This is a genomic window from Afipia sp. 1NLS2 (genome assembly GCF_000178995.1).
GTDB lineage: Bacteria > Pseudomonadota > Alphaproteobacteria > Rhizobiales > Xanthobacteraceae > Afipia.
This window is the reverse complement of the sequence record NZ_ADVZ01000001.1, coordinates 1464293-1482808: the sequence shown is the minus strand read 5'-3', so window position 1 is coordinate 1482808 and position 18516 is coordinate 1464293. Positions and strand designations below refer to the sequence as shown.

Genomic DNA, 18516 nt, shown 5'->3' with positions numbered 1-18516 from the left:
TTTGGTAGCGGAGGCTTATCTTAATGAACGACTTTTGCTCCCGACGTTTTCACGATCCTGCATACGTCCACGACAAGCTGGGACAATGAGCCTTCCCCTTGAAGGATCGTGTTTGTTTCATCAGTTACTCCCCAATACTGTCGAGACTCGCCCGGCACGTAGTCGATAATCAGCGTCTTATGAGGCTTCTTCATAAGGTTTGAAACCGCCGGGCTGCCGTTGCTCGGCCCAACGAAGCTGGCAACTGTAATGCCAGCGCATTCAGGAGAAGCGGCAAGGCGCCCCTTCAACCGATCAAGATAATAATTTGCGCCGCCTGTTTTATCGGTCAAGCATGCTGCAATGCGTGGCTGCATTTCTGGGCACGCGGTTAGCTCTTCGCAAGAGATTGTCCGCAGCGTCTCTTTGTAGTTCTTCTCAAATTGTTTTGCTTGGTTACATCCCTGGCGGGCGTAGTCGACGGTCCACCATGTGTCGATAATTAAAATCCTTTCATCTGCGAGCGCAGAGCTCGAAAACGCCAACAATAAAAATCCTGCAACGAAAAGACGCATAATATTCCCCCTACGTAACTATCTCCGTCCGATGCAGCTAAATTGTCTGTCCAGTTCTTTCAGCTTCGGCAAGCTGTCGGGGCACTCTGGGTATATGAATTTTTCGCCGTAAAGCCAGCGCCAAGGGGGGGCTGTGCGGTCTAAAATCGCTTACAGAGCCTTATGCTTCACCTTGCTCGGGCCCGTCACCACCACGGTCGCCGTCATACCCGCGCTCAGTGTGATGTCCGGTGGCACGTAATCGATTGCGATGCGCACCGGAATGCGCTGCGCCAGCCGCACCCAGTTGAATGTCGGATTGACGTTGGCGATCAATTCGCTTCCCGGCAGATTGTCACGGTCAGTGATGGCGCGCGCAACGCTTGCGACATGGCCGCGCAATTCGGGGCTGAACCCGAGAAGCCGGATCGAGACGTCGTCGCCGATGTGGATTGAGCGCAGTTTCGTCTCCTCGAAATAACCGGCGACGTAATAGGAATCGCTGTCGACCACGGCCACCATCGCCTTTCCTGCCGTGGCGTAGTCGCCCTTGTCGAGCAACAGGTTGGTGACGTGACCGTTGACCGGCGCGCGCACCTGGGTGCGCGCAAGATTGAGCTTGGCGATGTTGAGGGCAGCCTGCGCCTGATCGTAAGCGGCCTGCGCGGAGAGGGCGGCGCTGTGGGCCTGCGCAAGGGCTTCATCCGAGATCGAGGCGGAGGAAAGCCTTTGCCGCCGCTCGTATTCCTGCTGCCGCTGGTCACGCAGGCTCTCGGCTCCGGCGAGGGCGGCTTCGGCGTTCGAGAGCGCGAGCTGGAAACGTGCCTGATCGATGACGAACAACACGTCGCCCACCTTGACGCTCTGGTTGTCCGTGACGCGGACGTCGATCACGACGCCGGAGACATCCGGCGTCACCTGCACCACATTGGCGCGCACCCGTGCGTCGCGCGTCCATGGACTGTCTTCGTAAGTGCGCCACAGGAACCAGCCTGCGACCGCCGCAGCGGCGAGGGTAAGCAAGGTCACGGAAAGACGCAGGATCGGCAGGCGTTCGGACATCCCAACATTTCCAGTTAAATCGGTTTCCGGTTAGAGCGTTGCGACGACAACGATGCTGAGCAAAATGACGTAGAGCGCGGTATTGAACAAAGGTGGATGCCAGATGAAACGATAAAGGCCGGTGCGCGACAGCGCAAAGCGCGTGGCCAGCCAAAGCAATGCGGCCACGAGTCCATATCCCATCAGGGGCGGCAGCAACACGCCTGCGAAGTTGATTTCCTTGATCATGCGGTCACCGTCTCCATTCGTGGAGATTCATCCCTGGGCGGCTGGCCGAAAAACACCGCATGCCGTTTCATCAGCATGTCGATGTTGTAGAGCGCCTCGGCGGCACGCAGCGTCACCGCGCTGCCGTCGCAATGCAGAAGCTCGGCGCTGGCCGCGCCGAGCGAAGGTAACGGCGTTCTACCCGCGCGGTTGCGCGCTGCGCGTGCGAAGTAATCCGATATATCCCTGCAAGCCGCGGTGACGACACGCGCGGCGGACGGCGGCAGATGATGCTGCAGCGAGTGCAGAACCATCACGTTCAGCCCGAGGCGAAGGCTGCCGAGTCCGCCCTGGATCGTTGCGCGTTCGTCCGCCTTCATCGGATTGAGCCGGGCGAACAGTGCATTGTTGCGATCGAACATCCGGCTCTCGAACGCAGCGCGGTCGGCATGCTCGTTCCGGCTGATTGCGGTGAGGTCGCGAAACATGCCCTGCTTGAGCCGCTGCACCGCCCAGTCGGTCCGCAGCGGCCAGAGCAGCCCGAGCGAAGCGACACCGATGGCGATGCCAGTGACATAACCGAGCGCGCTGTTGAAAAAGGTGGCGAAGTCGTAGGTCATGGTGTTGACGATCGGCATCAGGCCACCTGCGGTCAGGATCAGCGGCAGGGTGAAGCGCACCGCCTGGGGGACCGCGAGAAAGGCGCCTGCGATAAGGTAAAACGGCGCCAGCGCAACCGCCAGCGCGATGAATCCGGACAGCGGCGGCAGCACCGCGAACAGATAGAACGCGGCGATGGCGATGCCGGCGAAGCTCATCCAGAGAAACACCGCCGAGGCGGCGGCCGGGTTGTCGCGGCCACCCATGATCGCACAGATGATGGCGGCGAAGGTGACGGCGGTCGGGCCGTTCGGCCAGGCCGAGAAAATCCAGAAGGCGCTCGCGAACAAGACGGCGAATGTTGCGATCGCGCCGCCGAGCAGCGCGGCGGACAGGTCGCGGTAGGGACGGAAGGACGGCGCGGGTTGATTGCCGGGAAGGCGGCGCCCGCTGACGATATGGGTGCGCAGCCAGACCGCATCGCGCCAGAGATCGAGCACGTCGCCGAGCCGCAGCAGCATGCTGCGCACGAGGAAAGAGCGGGTGTCGGCGCGCAGGGTAGCGATATCCGGCAGATGGGCGTCGATCTCGCGGTGAAGTTCTGTCTCGTCGAAGCGTTCCGCCTGCGCGTCGGCTGTGGTTTTCGCCCCCGCCGATTGCGCCATGTGTGCTGCCGCCTTCTCCAGTAACGGCCGCAGCGCGTCGGCCGTGGCGGGGCGCTCCTGCACCAGCGCGGCGAAACGATCGTATACCGACATCAGCATCGCCAGCAGCGCCAGCAACTTGCCTTCGAGCTGGCGGATCGCCGGGTCGACCACCCTGATCTCGGGCGTATCGAAGATCGCGAATACCCGCAGCGAATCCAGCGACACCACGGCGTTGAGAATGCGGCGGCGGTCGAGCAGACCGGTGATCTCGTTCTGCTGGCCTTGCAGCGCGTCCTGCGCCCAGCGCGCCATGCTCGGCAAGGTCGCGTTCAGCGCCCTGCGCAGCGCGTCGCCGGCACGCTGCGGAAAGATCAGATGATGCATCAACGTGGCGCAGCCGATGCCGATGGAGATTTCCAGACAACGCGACACCGCATAGTCGAAGGCGGTGTCCGGCGCGAGCGCGGCGGGCAGTCCGATGATCGCCGCCGAATAACCCGACAGCATGCCGACATAGGCCTGCGGGGCATCGCGCAGATAGATCGTGATCGTGGTGCCGAGCCCGATCCAGAGCGCCAGAGCAAGGCAGAACAATTCAGGGCTGTTGTTGAAGAGTGCCACGAACACCAGAGAGGCGATGGCGCCGATCACGGTGCCGAGCACCCGGTAAACTGATTTTGACAGCACCATGCCGGCGAGCGGCTGGCTGACGATATAGACGGTCGTGACCGACCATATCGGCTGGGAGAAATTGAGCCGCAGCGAAATATAGAGTGCCAGGACGGCCGCCGCGAAACTCTTCAGCGAGAACACCACTTCGCGCCAGGTCAGGTTTTGAAAGACTTGCAGCATGGCGGGCGGGGCTCGAACCGGAGAGGCCAGAATACGTCTTAATCGGTGAATCGCAGATTCAGAAGGCCTGTCCGGGTGCGGGAAAGCCCTGGAACATGGCTTCATTGCCGGAGTTTCATGTTCCCGCCATGAAATGACAAGACGGCGCGAAATAGGGTAAGAACGCCGTTCCCCATTCGAGGACCACCCCGGATGCTAGATAGATTGCGCCAGTTCATCACCGATGTCGTGTCTCCCACGGGGGCGGGACAAGCCGGTTTTGCCGACGATGACTATCGTCTGGCGGCGACCGCGCTGCTGATTCATGTCATTTCGCTCGATGGCGAGCCGTCGGCCGCCGAGAAGCGCAAGCTGCATGCCCTGCTGGAATATCGCTTCAATCTCGATCCCGGAACCGCTGACGTGCTGGTTCGCGATGCCATGCGGGTCGAGGGCGAGGCGGTCGATCTCTATCATTTCACCAGCGTCATCATGCGTTCGGTGAGCGAAGAGGGGCGGCTGCGGATCGTCGAGATGATGTGGGAACTGGTCTATGCCGACGGCCATGTCAGCGAGTTCGAGGAAAACGTGATCTGGCGTGCCGCTGATCTCCTCGGCGTGTCCACCCGCGAGCGGGTCAATCTGCGCCAGCAGGTGCAGGATGGCGCACTGGATTCCGACGCCGTAAGCTGACCCTGTTTACCCCTGACAGGCGGAAGTCCGGATGGCCGAGCGCGTGACATTGATTACCGGGGCGTCGTCCGGCATTGGGCTTGAGTTGACGCGCATCTTTGCCGCGAAAGGGCACACCTGCGTGCTGGTCGCGCGCCGGGCAGACCGGCTCTCGGAGTTGGCGGAAATTGTTGCGGCCACCGGAGCCAAGAAGCCGATCGCCATCGCCTGCGATCTTGCGGCGGAAGGCGCCATCGCGCGGCTGGTGGAAGACGTCGCGGCGCTCGGTTTCGAAGTGGAAATTCTCGTCAACAATGCGGGCTTCGGGCTGGCGGGAGCGGCGCTGACGCTCGATCGCGCGCAGCAGCTTGAGATGATCGACCTCAACGTCCGCGCGCTGACCGATCTCACGCTGCGCTTTGCCGACAGCATCATCCGTCATCGCGGCGGCATTCTGAATGTCGCATCGATCGCGGCTTTCCTGCCGGGACCGGGGATGGCGGTGTATTACGCGACCAAGGCGTTCGTACTCTCTTTCACCGAGGCGATGCGGGCCGAACTGCACAAGAGCGGTGTGCGCGTCACAGCTTTATGTCCGGGTCCGGTGCCGACCGAATTCCAGTCGCGCGCCGGATTCGTTCCGGGAATGGATTCGAAACTGCTGAAGGTGTCGGCCGTTGATGTTGCCCGTGCCGGATATGAGGGTTTGATGGCGAACCGGCGGGTGGTGCTGCCAGGCTTCGCTGTTCGCAGTATCCCGCTGTTGCTGCGGTTTGTTCCGCGCGCATGGGTGCTGGCGGCGGTCGCGAAAGTGCAGCAACGCCACCGCTAAGATTCAATCGGCTGCGGTTGTGACGATATCGATCTCCGATGTCAGCGTGCGATGCACCGGACATTTATCGGCGATCTCCATCAGTTTGCCGCGCTGTTCGCCATCGAGCGCGCCCTCGATGGTGATGACACGCTCGATCCGGCTGATCATGCCGTCCCTGGTTTCGCAGTCCGCGCAGTCCTTGGCGTAGATGCGCGAATGTTTGAGTTTCACGGTGACGCGATCGAGCGGCAGCGCCTTACGCTCGGCATACATCCGCATCGTCATCGAGGTGCAGGCGCCTAACCCTGCAAGCAGCAGGTCGTAAGGGCCGGGGCCGCTGTCGAGGCCGCCCACGCCCACCGGTTCATCGGCGATGAGCGTATGACGGCCGGCCGTGACAAGCTGCTGGAAGCGGCCTTCGCCGGTTTCCTGCACGGTGACGCCTTCCTTGTCCGCAAGCGATTCCGTGATCACCGGCGCGGCGTCGAGGTAGCGTTCCGCCCACGCCGCCACCATGTCGGCGACGTAGAGCGCATCTTCCCGCTTGGTCAGCAGATGGTCCGCCCCGGCGAGCGAGATGAAGCTCTTGGGATGCTTGGCCGCGACGAAAATCTGCGTGGCGTTCTCGATGCCGACCGTGTCGTCGGTCGGCGCATGGAAGATCAGCAGCGCGCGCTTGAGGTTGGCGATGTGATTGGCGAGGTTTTGGCTTGCGACATCGTCAAGGAAGCTGCGCCGGATTTTGAAAGGACGTCCGGCGAGAGACACCTCCGCTTCGCCTTCGGCACGGATGGCCTCGATGTGGTCCTTGAACAGCCCGGCGACATGAGCGGGATCGGAGGGTGCTGCGATGGTGACGACGGCCTTCGCTTCCGGGATCCGTTCCGCCGCCGCCAGTACGGCCGCGCCGCCGAGACTGTGGCCGATCAGCAAAGCGGGCGCGTGATGCTCCGCGCGCAGATGGTCGGCCGCCCGGATCAGGTCCGCGACGTTGGATGAGAAATGCGTGTTGGCGAATTCGCCCTCGCTGTTGCCGAGGCCGGTGAAGTCGAACCGCAGCACCGCGAAGCCGCGCCGCACCAGCTCGCCGGCAATGCGGCTCGCCGCAAGATTGTCCTTGCTGCAGGTAAAACAGTGAGCGAACAGCGCGGTGGCGCGGGGCGTGCCTTCGGGCCTGTCGAGCGCGGCGGACAGAAGCTGCCCCTCCGCGCCCGGAAACTGGAAACGCTCGATCGGCAAGGCAACCTCCATTGTGCGGCAAGTCCGGCGCAGGATGCCAGACAAACGGCATCGGCGCGAGGCAGGGCGATACCGGCGCGGATCAATCTGGAAGGAGGAAGGGAATTGGTGGAGCCAGGCGGGATCGAACCGCCGACCTCGTCATTGCGAACGACGCGCTCTCCCAGCTGAGCTATGGCCCCGTCGGCCGGTGGGTCGAACCCGGCAACGGGCGCCATTTACAGTCCGGGCCAACCCCAAGTCAAGAACTCCGGTCGGGCTTCCGATCTGGCTGAAAAGACCACATTTAAGGCCGTGGCACGGACCGGCGCAGGGCCTTCCAGCTCTCTTGTTTGGTTCCCCCTGAGGCGATATGAGGAGCCTTCAACTGGAAAACTCGCCATGCGCGCCGTTCTCGATATCGTCCTTATCGTTCTCGACCTTTACGTCTGGCTGCTGATCGCCTCCGCCGTCCTCTCCTGGCTGATCGCATTCAACGTCGTGAATACGCGAAACCAGTTCGTCGCCTCGGTCGCGGAATTTCTCTACAAGATCACCGAGCCGGTGCTGCGGCCGATCCGGAACATGATGCCGAATTTCGGCGGCCTCGATATCTCGCCAATCATCGTCATCCTCATCATCATGTTTCTCCAGCGGGTCATCACCTATTACATCTACCCGAACGTGATCTGATCGTTAGCGGGCGATGGCCGACCTATGACGGATCCCTGGCGCTATGCGGCGCACGGCGTCATGGTTGCGGTGCGGGTGACGCCACGCGGCGGGCGCGACGCGGTGGATGGCATCGAAGAACTCGCCAACGGCAAGTCCGTCGTCAAGGTTCGCGTGCGGGTGGCGGCGGAAGGCGGCGAAGCCAACCGCGCGGTGACCGAGCTTTTCGCAGAATTGCTCCGCGTTCCGAAAAGCAAGGTGCGCGTCGCCTCCGGCGTGACCTCGCGCGTCAAGCAACTGACGATCGAGGGCGACCCCAAACAACTCGGCGAGGCCCTGAAGGCTGCAACCGCCGCAACCGACAAGGATTGAAAGGACATCGATGCCGGCCAGTGTGATCGACGGAAAGGTGATTGCGGCGAAGCTGCGCGAGGACGTGGCGGCGGAAGTGGCGCAGCTGAAGCGCTATCACAATCTCACGCCCGGTCTCGCCGTGGTGTTGATCGGCAACGATCCGGCAAGCGAGGTCTATGTCGGCAGCAAGACCAAACAGACCCACGCTGCCGGGATGAACTCGTTCGAGCACAAATTGTCCGCCGACACGCCGCAGGCCGATGTGCTGGCGCTGATCGACAAACTCAACCGCGATCCAAGTGTTCACGGCATCCTGGTGCAGTTGCCATTGCCCAAGGGGCTGGACGCCAACACCATCGTCAATGCCATCGATCCGGCGAAGGACGTGGATGGATTGCACCCGGTCAATGCCGGGCGGCTCGCGAGCGGGCTCTCGGCGCTGACGCCGTGCACGCCGCTCGGCTGCATCATTCTCGCCAAGACCGTACATGCCTCGCTCGAAGGCATGAACGCCATCGTGCTCGGCCGCTCCAATCTCGTGGGTCGTCCCTTGGTGCAGTTGCTGCTCAATGAAAACGCGACGGTGACCATTGCGCATTCGCGCACCCGCGATCTGCCCGCGTTGTGCCGCCAGGCCGATCTGGTGTTCGCCGCCGTTGGGCGTCCGGAAATGGTGAAGCGCGACTGGATCAAGCCGGGCGCGACGGTGATCGATGTCGGCATCAATCGGCTGCCGGGCGAAGGCGGCAAGAGTCGTCTTGTGGGTGACGTCGCCTATGCCGAGGCGATGGAGGTGGCGGGCGCGGTGACGCCGGTGCCGGGTGGCGTCGGCCAGATGACGGTGGCGTGCCTCTTGGTCAACACCGTGCGCGCGGCCTGCGCTATCCACAAGCTGCCGAAGCCTGCGGTCTGACCGCAGGCTTCACATAGTTTCTTTTACTTCTTCTCGTTCTTGGCGCGGGCAATGCCTTCGAGAATGAGCTTCTGCGCTTCTTCCGCGCCGCCCCAGCGCACGATCTTCACCCATTTGCCGGGCTCGAGATCCTTGTAGTGTTCGAAGAAGTGCTGGATCTGCTCCAGCGTGATTTCCGGCAGATCGCTGTAGGTCTTGATGCGATTGTAGCGCTTGGTCAGCCTCGGTACCGGCACCGCGACAATCTTCTCGTCGCCACCAGCCTCGTCTTCCATCAAGAGCACGCCGACGGGGCGTACCGCCATCACCGCGCCCGGCACGATGGCGCGGGTGTTGGTGATGATCACGTCGCACGGATCGCCATCCTCGGACAGCGTGTGCGGGATGAAGCCGTAATTGCCGGGGTAGCGCATCGCGGTGTGCAGGAAGCGATCGACCACCAGCGTGCCTGCGGTTTTGTCGAGTTCGTATTTGATCGGCTCGCCGCCGATCGGAACTTCGATGATGACATTGACTTCGTGCGGCGGGTTGGCACCCACCGAAATGGCGTCGATATTCATGGATAACCTTGGATTAGGAATAAAGGCCGCGAACGGCGCAGCCGATGGGCGCTGTTTAGTCGTTTTTGCGGGCGAGGGAAATGGCGCTCAGTTGCCCCAGGCGAAGGCCACCTTGTCGAGCGCCTTGGCGCCGAACTGTTCCGAGGAACGCGCCACCATGCGGCCGCCGAGGCTCTGGTAGAAGCCGACCGCCGGATCGTTGTCCGACAGCGCCCAGATCACCATGCTTTTCAGCCCGCTCTGGGTCAGGTCGCGCTTGGCAGCGGAGAACAGGCGGCGGCCGAAGCCCAGCCCCTGAAATTCCGGGCGCAGGTACAATTCGTAGATTTCGCCGTCGAAATGCAGGCTGCGGGCACGGTTGCGGCCATAATTCGCATAGCCCGCGATCTTGTCGCCGAACGACAGCACGCTGACGCGGCTGCCCTTGCGGATGGCGCCGTTCCACCATTGCGGGCCGCGCCGGTTGATGAGCTTTTCCAGTTCCGCGCCGGGAATAATGCCCTGATAGGCCGAGCGCCACGCCTCGTCATGGGTGGCAGCAATCTCGGCCGCGTCAGCCGTCCGGGCTGGCCGGACTTCGATCAGGATCGTGCTCATAAGATAATCAAAGCAACTCGCCGGGCGCTCGACAAGGTCTATCGTTAATTATCGGTTAACATGTGGGGTTTTTGCACCACGCCCCCGTGACGTGTCTCGAAACAGGACACTGTTGCCGGTGAAGCGATTGGACCGGCGGCTTGGCGCGCCGCGCCGCAAATCCGATAGTGCGGCAGGGCGGAGCGCATGATCACACGGGCGGTATTGCTTGCAGGTCTGACGGTGGCGGCGGTTGCGGCAAACGCGCAGACGCCCGCATTCGGCCCATCCGGGCCTGAAGGCGAGCCTGCACGGCGGCAGGAGTGGCGCGTGCCGACGCCAGACGCCTCAATCGCCTCGCATGCGCTGCTGCTTCGCCCGCAAGGCGAAGGACCATTCCCTGTCGCGGTCATCGCGCATGCGTCGGTCGAGAACGAAATCCAGCGCGCACGGATGCAGCAGCCGGACTATGTGCATCTCGCTTTGGCATTGGTGGCGCGCGGCTTCGCGGTGCTGGTGCCGCAGCGGCCCGGCCATGGCGCAACCGGTGGTCCCTATCTCGAAGGCCAGGGCGGCTGCGATGCACCGGACTATCTTCGTGCCGCGCAGGCCGCGGGCCGCGAGATCGGCATGGCGCTGGATTTTCTGCGCACGCAATCCTTCGCGCGAAAAAATGGCGCCGTGATCGTGGGGCATTCAGCCGGTGGTTTCGGCGCGCTGGCGCTGGCGCAACGCGATCCGCGCGAGATTGCCACGATCGTCGCATTCGCGCCGGGCCGTGGCGGACATGCGCATGGCCGACCTAACGAAGTCTGCGCACCGGACAAGCTGATCGCGGCAAGCAAGGCGCTCGGGCAAAACGCGCGCGTGCCGGTGACGTGGCTGGTGGCGGAGAACGATTCCTATTTTTCACCAGCGCTGTCGAAGCGCATGGCGGATGCGTTTCGCACAGGCGGCGATCGCGTGACGTTCAGGATTCTGCCGCCGCATGCGCGCGAAGGGCATTGGCTTGCGGAGAGCGGAAGCACGGCGCTGCTCGCTTCGATCATCGCGAACGCAATAAAGCGATAGCCGTCATCACTTCCTTCGCCGCGCGAAAGCCGCTTTCCAGCGCGCCGTGGGCGGTGGAGAAGAAATTCGGCGAGGTGGCTTCGCCCGCGAAGAACAATCGCCCATCGACAGGTGCCGCCAGCACGGCGCGGTCGCCCGCATGTCCGGGCAGCGCGTGCGAATAGGAGCCGCGCGCGAATTCGTCATGCGCCCAGCGCGACGATGCCAGCGGCGTCAGCTTCTTGCGAAAATCATTGCCGAGCAGGCCCGCGATCTCGTCGATTGCCGCCTGCGCCAGCGCGCCGTCGCCAGCATCCTCAAGCTCGCGCGCGTAAGCGCCGCCGAAATAGCCCTCGATGCACGCCATGCCCTGCGGCCGCAGATGATAGGCGCCGGTTTTCACAGTGCCGCTGCGTCCGCGCAGGTTGCCGTCGGCGGGCAGATCATCCGGCGTCGCCAGCGCCAGCATGACCTTGTCGGCGAGCCCGAGCGGCAGCCCGGCAGCGGCATTCACCTTGTCGGGCAGCGCGGGCGTGAAGCGGATTTTTTCCTGCGCCAGGAGATCGGTCGAGACCGTGATGATCACCTTGTCGGTGGTGAGCGTGCCGCGCGAAGTGTGCAGTATGATACGCGGGCCTGAATGATCGATCAGCGTCACGCGCGTGCCGAGCGCGAGATTGCAGACCGCGCCATAGGCCGCGATCAGCGCGCCGTAACCCTTGGCCACACGCCAGTTGATCTCGGTATCCTCATACGCCGCCATGTCGTGGATCGAGACCTGATCGAGTTCGCAGCCGTTGATGTAGGTCGACACCGCATCGATCTGTGCGTTCCAGCGATTGCCGGGAATGAGGACATCGCTCGCCGGACGGTCGGATTTGTCGGCGGCATCTTCTGCGCGCTCGAAGAAATCGTTCATCGCAGCAATGAAGTCCTCGCGCTCCGCGCGCGGGAAACCGGCGTCGAAGGTCTGCTGCTGCCATGGCGGGCGATGTCTGTTGATGGCGAAACCGAGTTTCTCCGCGATCGCCACGAACGGGTTCTTGTCGGCGGAATGCAGCCAGCCGCATCCGACATCGAAGATCACATTGTTGGGGAGAGAAATGGTCTGCGAGCGCCCGCCGATCCGGTCCCTCGCTTCCAGAACAAGTGTCGATTGGCCGGAGCCTTGCAACGCATGCGCCGCGCCAAGCCCGGCCGCACCTGCGCCGATGATCGCGACATCGATATGAGAGGGAAGTGACATGGGGCGGAACCGGTGAGATGCCCTGGACGTATGAGACGAAAATGCCCGGCACAAGGCCGGGCACTTCAGGAATATTCGCAGTGAGGAAGGCGATCAGCTCGCGAGAGCTTCCTTCTGCTTCTCGGCGCGCTTGCGCTCGTTCGGGTCGAGGTGGCGCTTGCGCAGCCGGATCGACTTCGGCGTGATCTCCACCAGTTCGTCGTCCTCGATATAGGACAGCGCCTTTTCCAGCGTCATCTTGATCGGCGGCGTGAGGCGCACGGCCTCGTCCTTCGAGGTGGTGCGGATGTTGGTGAGCTGCTTGCCCTTGAGCACGTTGATCTCGAGATCGTTCTCGCGCGTGTGTTCGCCGACGATCATGCCCTTGTAGACCTTCCAGCCGGGCTCGATCATCATCGGGCCGCGATCTTCCAGCTTGAACATCGCGTAGGCCACGGCTTCGCCCTGCTCGTTGGAGATCAGCACGCCATTGCGGCGGCCCTGGATATCGCCCTTGTAAGGCAGGTAGTTGTGGAACAGGCGGTTCATGATCGCGGTGCCACGGGTGTCGGTCAGAAGCTCGCTCTGGTAGCCGATCAGGCCGCGGGTCGGCGCGTAGAACACCAGCCGCAAACGATTGCCGCCGGAGGGCCGCATCTCGATCAGCTCGGCCTTCCGCTCGCTCATCTTCTGCACGACGACGCCGGAGAATTCCTCGTCGACGTCGATGACGACTTCTTCGACCGGCTCCAGCAACTGACCGTTCTCATCCTTGGTCAGCACCACGCGCGGGCGCGAGACGGAAAGCTCAAATCCTTCGCGGCGCATGTTCTCGATCAGAATGGCGAGCTGCAATTCGCCACGGCCGGACACTTCCATCGAATCCTTGTCGGCAGCCTCGACGACGCGCAGCGCGACGTTGCCTTCGGCCTCGCGCAACAGGCGGTCACGGATCAGGCGGCTCGTGACCTTGTCGCCTTCGGTGCCCGCCAGCGGCGAGTTGTTGACCATGAAGGTCATCGACACGGTCGGCGGATCGATCGGCTGCGCCTGGATCGGCATCTCTACGGTCGGATCACAGAAGGTGTCGGCGACAGTGCCCTTGGACAGACCCGCGATGGCAACGATGTCGCCGGCTTCGGCGAGCTCAACCGGCTGGCGCTCGAGGCCACGGAACGCGAGAATTTTTGAGATGCGGCCGGTTTCCACCGTCTTGCCGTCGCGCGACAGCACCTTGACGTTCTGGTTCGGCTTCACCGAACCCGACGCGATGCGGCCGGTGATGATGCGGCCGAGATAGGGGTTGGCTTCGAGAATGGTGCCGAGCAGGCGGAACGGGCCTTCCTCAACCACCGGCGGCGCGACATGTTTGATGACCAGTTCGAACAACGGCTTCATGCCCTTGTCGTTCTCGGTTTCGCTGTTGCCCATCCAGCCGTGCTTGCCCGAGCCGTACAGGATCGGGAAGTCGAGCTGCTCGTCGGTGGCATCGAGCGCTGCGAACAGGTCGAACACCTCGTTGAGCACTTCGGTGACGCGCGCGTCAGGACGATCCACCTTGTTGATGGCGACGATCGGCTTGAGGCCAAGCTTGAGCGCCTTGCCGACCACGAACTTGGTCTGCGGCATCGGACCCTCGGCGGCGTCGACCAGCACGATGACGCCGTCGACCATCGAGAGGATGCGCTCAACCTCGCCGCCGAAATCGGCGTGGCCGGGGGTGTCGACGATGTTGATCTGGGTCTCGCCCCAATGCACCGATGTGCACTTGGCAAGAATGGTGATGCCACGCTCGCGCTCGATGTCGTTGGAGTCCATGGCGCGCTCGACCTGCCGCTGATTCTCGCGGTAGGTGCCGGATTGCTGCAGCAGCTTGTCCACCAGTGTGGTCTTGCCATGGTCGACGTGCGCGATGATCGCGATATTACGCAGGTTCATAAATCATCCTGGGGCCGCCTTGGCGGCGTTCAATCGGGCGGCCAAATCGCGGCCCGAAAAAGCGGTGCCCGGCTCTGTCGAACCGGGCACGCGTTGCGGCGCAATATAGTCAGGAATCGCTCAATAACAACGAATAATTCGCCAAAACTGGCGGGTATGCGAAAAATGCTTAAGCGACCTGGATGGGGGGTGCGGAACGTGGCCCCCGGGGCTTTTCCGGTAGGTTGATCAGGAACATCTTCCGGTCCGCGACCGCATTATGGAACTGTTCCAGCGCGATGCTGAAGGCCGTGAGCGAGCCCTCCTCGATGGCCCCGTCCTCGAAGCAATGCAGCGTTTCCCGCATGATGGTGTCAGCCTCGGCCTGCATGGCATCGAGTTCCTCGACCGAATTGCTGGTCCGTGCGGCAGTGAGCATTTCAAGGAGCCGTTCGCGCAGGCCCGAATTGGTGATGCGCTCATCCCTGCGCAGATAGCCGCCGAACCAGGCGATGACCGAGCCCATCACCGAGAGCAGCATGATGCCGCCCCACATGTAGTCGCTGTACTTGTCGAGGAAGCTCTTTTCCTCGCCGTCCACGAAGGCGGCGGCACCCGGATGCGCGGGAATGGCGGCATCCTTGTCGGTGTCGGGAGTTTCGATCTTGGCCGATTGCGGGAATTCGTTGATGACGGCCTGCCGCGCGCCGAACAATTGGCGGGCGAATGTGGCGATCGTGGTATCGGGCAGCGAGCGCCGCGCCATGAAGTGATGGCCGACGGTGATGGTGCTTACGGTGTCGTCGGGCCGCGGCGGCGCGGCGTTGAAGGTGCCCGCGGGAATTTCACCGGAATCGTAGGCGGCGAATTTCTGCGCGATCGCATCCGCCGTCTCGAGCGACAGGAAGCGCGGCTCGGCCCCGGCGCGCGATGTCGCCGCGATGGCCTCGGCGGTGATGCGGCTGTTGAGCGGGCCCACCGCCATGTAGGCGTCGAGCTTGCTGTTACGCAGGGCCTCGGAAATGCCGGCGGTCGCGAACTGGGTGACGTTCACCGATTCCGGGGAGACCCCGGACTGATCGAGAATGACGTTGAGTAAATTGATGTTGGCCTTGGTGCGCCCGATCACGCCGATCTTCTTGCCGACGAGCTGCTTGATGCTGGTGATCTTCGGTTTCTTCGAGCTGCCGCCCGGCACCCAGATCACCGCGAAATTCTTGCGCAGGAACGCGACAGCGCCAGCGTTCTTCGGCAGATCGACATCGGCGCGCACGATGGCAAGATCGGTTTTGCCTTGCGCGAGATCGGCCGCGCTTTGCGCGGCACCCTCTGTGATGACCGGCCGCAGGCGGATGTGGGCATGGTCGCGCGCGAACGCCTGGCTGAGCGCCTGAACCACCTTGACGTCGTCGCTGCTCTGGGGTCCGACCGCGATGCGCAATGTAATTGGCCGCAGCACGTAATAGGTGATGCCGCCCGCAAGCGCGAAGAACGCGAGCACGGCGGCGATCGCCATCAGGACTCCGCGCATGCGCCTGCGTGTCCGCGAGGAGGAGACTCCCTGCGGCTGCAACGTCGGCCGTGCCAGCAGATTGTCCTTTACCATGCTCCACCAGGGGGTCGCCGCCCGGGGCTAGGCGTCGAGGACCGTGGACATTATCGTACCAGAGATTGAGGCGGAATACGGCCGGAACCGGGATGTTGGTTAAGTCACGGAACCACCGGGACCACCCCGGGTTCACCGGATGCGGGACAGTCAAGGAGACGTAGGAATGGGCGGTTTGCTCTCGGAGGCGGCACGGAAAGATGCGCTGGCAGGTTTAAGCGGCTGGAGCGAGGCCGCGGACGGCAAGGCGCTGAACCGCACCTTTACGTTCCGCGACTTCAACGAGGCGTTCGGCTTCATGGCCCGCGCGGCGCTGGCTGCGGAGAAAAGCGACCACCATCCCGATTGGCGGAATGTCTACAAAACTGTCGAGGTCAGCCTTTCCACCCATGATGCCGGGGGTGTCACCGCGCGCGACGTCGCGCTCGCCAAGACCATGAACGAGATCGCAATGAGGCTCGGCGTGTGAGGAGCACCGTGCATTGGCGGCTTGCCGCGCCCGCCGCGCATTCCCATCTAACGGATGCGGATGAAGGAGCCGCGGACGTCACCATGGCCCGATCGGAACAGAGCATCGAGTTCGACACCAACGCGCTGGTGAGCAATCCCGAGCGGTTGCGCGAGAGCTTCTGGAAGAAGCTCAAGCGGGTGGCGGCGCAACTGCCTTTCGCCGAAGAATTGCTGGCGGCCTATTATTGTGCGTTCGACCGGGAGACCCCGCGTCATGTGCAGGTGGCGCTGTTAGGGGCCATCGCCTATTTCGTGCTGCCGTTCGATTTCATGCCGGACATGCTTCCGGTGCTCGGTTTTACCGACGATGCGGCCGTGCTCGCGACCGCGATCAGGCTGGTTTCGGGCCATATCACCTCCGAACACCGGCAAGCCGCGCGCGCCGCGCTGGGGCGTGGCGTTGAGGATACACAGCCTTAAGTTTTTCAGCCCCAAAAGCGGCACATTGCTGCGGTTTGGCTGATCGGCGGAATCAGTGCAAACTGCGGGCAATCTTCGCCGATTCCCGTTTTCGACAAGGCCGGGCGGCGCTTTCGCGAAGCCCGATCAAAGAGGTTCTTCATGATGTTGCGGATGCTGGCACCTGTGACCGCGGTCGCGCTCATTGGATGGATGGCCGTGCCTGTTTCGGTGCAGGCCCAGACTCCCAAGACTCAATCGTCCAAGTCTCATTCGTCCAAAGCCAAGCCGGCTGCAAAATCCAGCAAGTCGAAATCGACTGCGAAACCTGCGGCGGCGCATGCCGGTGGCGCAGAACCGACGCTGGTCGGCCAGTATGCGACCTGGGGCGCTTATGTCGCGACACCGAACGGCAAGAAGGTCTGCTTCGCCCTGGCGAAACCCTCGTCCTCGAAAACCAACCCGCCGAACCGGCCGCGCGATCCCGGCTACGCCTTCGTCTCAACCCGCCCCGCCGAGAAGGTGACGAACGAGGTGTCGATCATGATCGGCTACCAGATCAAGCCGGGGTCTGATTCCACGCTCAATATCGGCAACGCGCATTACGCGATGTACGCGCAGGGCGACGGCCTGTGGATCAAGAATGCCGCCGAGGAAGACCGGCTGATCGACGCGATGCGCAAGGGCGCGGACGCGACGGTGAAAGCGACCTCCTCCAGGGGCACCGAGACCACTGACGTGTTCTCGCTGAAGGGACTGTCCCAGGCGCTCGACAAGGTCGCGCAGGAATGCCGGAAATAGGCCGGTTCCCGGGGCCTCCTCCGTCCGGAGGGCGCGGATTTTTGATGTCTCCGGCTAAGAATCTTTAAGCCTGGAGCCTGAATCGCCCCGGCTGCGGCTTTCCTCGGCTGCGTGAAAAGCCTATTTGAAGCGCCATGAACCCGACGACGCCCGCCCTCGCGCGCACCGACGCGCCTTTGGAAAAGACCGCGCTTGAAGTCTATGTCGCGCCCGACAGGCCCTCGCTGATCGGCCTGTCGCGGGCGGAGCTGATGGCGTGTCTGGGCGAACTCGGCGTGCCCGAGAAGCAGCGCAAGATGCGCGCGCAGCAGCTCTGGCACTGGATGTATGTGCGCGGCGCGCAGACCTTCGCCGACATGACCAACGTGTCGAAGGACATGCGCACGCAACTCGAAGCACGCTTCACGGTGGACCGGCCGGAAGTCGTCGCCGAACAGATTTCCAATGATGGCACCCGCAAGTGGCTGCTGCGCCTGCCGGGCGACGGCGTCGGCCGCGCCCATGAAGTCGAGTGCGTCTACATTCCTGAAACCGACCGCGGCACGTTGTGCGTGTCCTCGCAGGTCGGCTGCACGCTGAACTGCTCGTTCTGCCACACCGGCACGCAGCGGCTGGTGCGCAACCTCACCGCCGGAGAAATCGTCGGTCAGGTGATGGTGGCGCGCGACCGCCTGAACGACTGGGTTGATCGCGAGACGCCGAACGGCAACCGCCTCGTCACCAACGTGGTGATGATGGGCATGGGCGAACCTTTGTACAATTTCGATGCGGTGCGCGACGCGCTCAACATCGTGATGGACAATGAAGGCATTGCGCTGTCGCGCCGCCGCATCACGCTCTCCACGTCCGGCGTGGTGCCGAACATCGGGCGGATGGGCGAGGAGACCGGCGTGATGCTGGCGATCTCGCTGCATGCGGTGCGCGATGAACTGCGCAACGAGCTGGTGCCGCTGAACAAGAAATATCCGCTGGCGCAATTGCTCGATGCCTGCCGCAACTATCCCGGTGCGTCGAACTCGCGCCGCATCACGTTCGAATATGTGATGCTGAAGGGCGTCAACGATTCGCTCGACGATGCGAAACTGCTGGTGAAGCTGCTCAAGGGCATCCCGGCCAAGATCAATCTCATTCCGTTCAATCCATGGCCCGGCAGCAAGTACGAATGCTCGGACTGGGAGCAGATCGAGAAATTTTCCGAATACGTCTTCAACGCCGGCTATTCCTCGCCGGTGCGCACGCCGCGCGGGCGCGATATTCTCGCGGCCTGCGGGCAGTTGAAATCGGAGACGGAGAAATTGTCGGTGCGCGAGCGCGACGCGCTGCGTGCCATGGCGATGACGGACTAACCC

The 18516-nt window shown here is 62.9% G+C and carries 20 protein-coding genes and 1 tRNA gene; 10 read left to right on the top strand and 11 right to left on the bottom strand.

What is annotated here, in order from left to right; all coding sequences use genetic code 11:
* Nucleotides 1–20: 20 nt before the first annotated feature.
* The 4 genes from AFIDRAFT_RS07330 to AFIDRAFT_RS07315 all read right to left on the bottom strand — a co-directional run bounded on the left by AFIDRAFT_RS07330 (nucleotide 21) and on the right by AFIDRAFT_RS07315 (nucleotide 3901).
* A complete protein-coding gene (locus AFIDRAFT_RS07330; RefSeq protein WP_009338498.1) occupies nucleotides 21–554 on the bottom strand; it encodes a hypothetical protein in 534 nt (177 codons plus the stop codon).
* A 150-nt stretch (nucleotides 555–704) separates the two neighbouring features.
* Entirely contained in the window at nucleotides 705–1595 is an 891-nt protein-coding gene (locus AFIDRAFT_RS07325; protein ID WP_009338497.1) for an efflux RND transporter periplasmic adaptor subunit, read from the bottom strand.
* Between the two features lie 30 nt (nucleotides 1596–1625).
* Nucleotides 1626–1823: a DUF1656 domain-containing protein gene (locus tag AFIDRAFT_RS07320; RefSeq protein ID WP_009338496.1), complete on the bottom strand. Its 198-nt coding sequence runs from the start codon at nucleotides 1821–1823 to the stop codon at nucleotides 1626–1628.
* The gene (locus tag AFIDRAFT_RS07315; RefSeq protein WP_009338495.1) at nucleotides 1820–3901 is read right to left on the bottom strand and encodes an FUSC family protein; all 2082 of its coding nucleotides are present in this window, start codon (nucleotides 3899–3901) and stop codon (nucleotides 1820–1822) included. The genes AFIDRAFT_RS07320 and AFIDRAFT_RS07315 overlap by 4 nt, the downstream gene beginning before the upstream one ends.
* A gap of 192 nt (nucleotides 3902–4093) precedes the next feature.
* Here AFIDRAFT_RS07315 and AFIDRAFT_RS07310 point away from each other — a divergent pair, with 192 nt between their 5' ends.
* Entirely contained in the window at nucleotides 4094–4573 is a 480-nt protein-coding gene (locus AFIDRAFT_RS07310) for a tellurite resistance TerB family protein (RefSeq protein ID WP_009338494.1), read from the top strand.
* A 31-nt stretch (nucleotides 4574–4604) separates the two neighbouring features.
* On the top strand, nucleotides 4605–5384 hold the full coding sequence (locus tag AFIDRAFT_RS07305; protein WP_009338493.1) for an SDR family NAD(P)-dependent oxidoreductase: 780 nt from the start codon (nucleotides 4605–4607) through the stop codon (nucleotides 5382–5384).
* Between the two features lie 3 nt (nucleotides 5385–5387).
* Here AFIDRAFT_RS07305 and AFIDRAFT_RS07300 read toward each other — a convergent pair whose 3' ends face one another.
* Together AFIDRAFT_RS07300 and AFIDRAFT_RS07295 are read right to left on the bottom strand one after the other, a co-directional pair.
* Nucleotides 5388–6605, bottom strand: coding sequence for a bifunctional alpha/beta hydrolase/OsmC family protein (locus AFIDRAFT_RS07300; protein WP_040298128.1), 1218 nt, complete (start codon nucleotides 6603–6605; stop codon nucleotides 5388–5390).
* A 106-nt stretch (nucleotides 6606–6711) separates the two neighbouring features.
* Nucleotides 6712–6787, bottom strand: a tRNA-Ala gene (locus tag AFIDRAFT_RS07295).
* 199 nt (nucleotides 6788–6986) lie between these two features.
* Between AFIDRAFT_RS07295 and AFIDRAFT_RS07290 the strand changes: the two genes are divergently transcribed.
* The 3 genes from AFIDRAFT_RS07290 to folD are packed head-to-tail and all read left to right on the top strand — an operon-like array spanning nucleotide 6987 to nucleotide 8523.
* On the top strand, nucleotides 6987–7277 hold the full coding sequence (locus AFIDRAFT_RS07290; RefSeq protein WP_009338491.1) for a YggT family protein: 291 nt from the start codon (nucleotides 6987–6989) through the stop codon (nucleotides 7275–7277).
* Between the two features lie 24 nt (nucleotides 7278–7301).
* On the top strand, nucleotides 7302–7628 hold the full coding sequence (locus tag AFIDRAFT_RS07285) for a DUF167 domain-containing protein (RefSeq protein WP_009338490.1): 327 nt from the start codon (nucleotides 7302–7304) through the stop codon (nucleotides 7626–7628).
* A 10-nt stretch (nucleotides 7629–7638) separates the two neighbouring features.
* Nucleotides 7639–8523, top strand: coding sequence for a bifunctional methylenetetrahydrofolate dehydrogenase/methenyltetrahydrofolate cyclohydrolase FolD (folD, locus tag AFIDRAFT_RS07280; protein ID WP_009338489.1), 885 nt, complete (start codon nucleotides 7639–7641; stop codon nucleotides 8521–8523).
* 23 nt (nucleotides 8524–8546) lie between these two features.
* On the opposite strand, the gene ppa is transcribed toward folD, so the two are convergent.
* Both ppa and AFIDRAFT_RS07270 read right to left on the bottom strand, forming a co-directional pair.
* Nucleotides 8547–9083, bottom strand: a complete 537-nt coding sequence (gene ppa / locus AFIDRAFT_RS07275) for an inorganic diphosphatase (protein WP_009338488.1) — start codon at nucleotides 9081–9083, stop codon at nucleotides 8547–8549.
* Nucleotides 9084–9170: 87 nt separating this feature from the next.
* Complete coding sequence (locus AFIDRAFT_RS07270; protein ID WP_009338487.1) at nucleotides 9171–9680, bottom strand: GNAT family N-acetyltransferase; 510 nt, start codon at nucleotides 9678–9680, stop codon at nucleotides 9171–9173.
* Between the two features lie 186 nt (nucleotides 9681–9866).
* Between AFIDRAFT_RS07270 and AFIDRAFT_RS07265 the strand changes: the two genes are divergently transcribed.
* The gene (locus AFIDRAFT_RS07265) at nucleotides 9867–10730 is read left to right on the top strand and encodes an alpha/beta hydrolase family protein (RefSeq protein WP_009338486.1); all 864 of its coding nucleotides are present in this window, start codon (nucleotides 9867–9869) and stop codon (nucleotides 10728–10730) included.
* Here AFIDRAFT_RS07265 and AFIDRAFT_RS07260 read toward each other — a convergent pair.
* The 3 genes from AFIDRAFT_RS07260 to AFIDRAFT_RS07250 form a co-directional block, all read right to left on the bottom strand.
* Nucleotides 10705–11955, bottom strand: coding sequence for a flavin monoamine oxidase family protein (locus AFIDRAFT_RS07260; protein ID WP_009338485.1), 1251 nt, complete (start codon nucleotides 11953–11955; stop codon nucleotides 10705–10707). The two genes, AFIDRAFT_RS07265 and AFIDRAFT_RS07260, sit on opposite strands and share 26 nt — an antisense overlap.
* Nucleotides 11956–12048: 93 nt before the next feature.
* Entirely contained in the window at nucleotides 12049–13872 is a 1824-nt protein-coding gene (typA, locus tag AFIDRAFT_RS07255; protein WP_009338484.1) for a translational GTPase TypA, read from the bottom strand.
* A 169-nt stretch (nucleotides 13873–14041) separates the two neighbouring features.
* The gene (locus AFIDRAFT_RS07250; protein ID WP_009338483.1) at nucleotides 14042–15367 is read right to left on the bottom strand and encodes a TAXI family TRAP transporter solute-binding subunit; all 1326 of its coding nucleotides are present in this window, start codon (nucleotides 15365–15367) and stop codon (nucleotides 14042–14044) included.
* Nucleotides 15368–15623: 256 nt separating this feature from the next.
* On the opposite strand from AFIDRAFT_RS07250, the gene AFIDRAFT_RS07245 reads away from it, so the two are divergent.
* The 4 genes from AFIDRAFT_RS07245 (at nucleotide 15624) to rlmN (ending at nucleotide 18513) form a co-directional block, all read left to right on the top strand.
* Nucleotides 15624–15926: a 4a-hydroxytetrahydrobiopterin dehydratase gene (locus AFIDRAFT_RS07245; protein WP_009338482.1), complete on the top strand. Its 303-nt coding sequence runs from the start codon at nucleotides 15624–15626 to the stop codon at nucleotides 15924–15926.
* An 83-nt stretch (nucleotides 15927–16009) separates the two neighbouring features.
* Nucleotides 16010–16387, top strand: coding sequence for a YkvA family protein (locus AFIDRAFT_RS07240; protein ID WP_040298127.1), 378 nt, complete (start codon nucleotides 16010–16012; stop codon nucleotides 16385–16387).
* A gap of 141 nt (nucleotides 16388–16528) precedes the next feature.
* Nucleotides 16529–17167, top strand: a complete 639-nt coding sequence (locus AFIDRAFT_RS07235) for an invasion associated locus B family protein (protein WP_009338480.1) — start codon at nucleotides 16529–16531, stop codon at nucleotides 17165–17167.
* Between the two features lie 134 nt (nucleotides 17168–17301).
* Nucleotides 17302–18513 carry a dual-specificity RNA methyltransferase RlmN gene (rlmN, locus tag AFIDRAFT_RS07230; protein WP_009338479.1) on the top strand — a complete coding sequence of 404 codons (1212 nt, stop codon included), beginning with the start codon at nucleotides 17302–17304 and terminating at the stop codon, nucleotides 18511–18513.
* Nucleotides 18514–18516 lie beyond the last annotated feature (3 nt).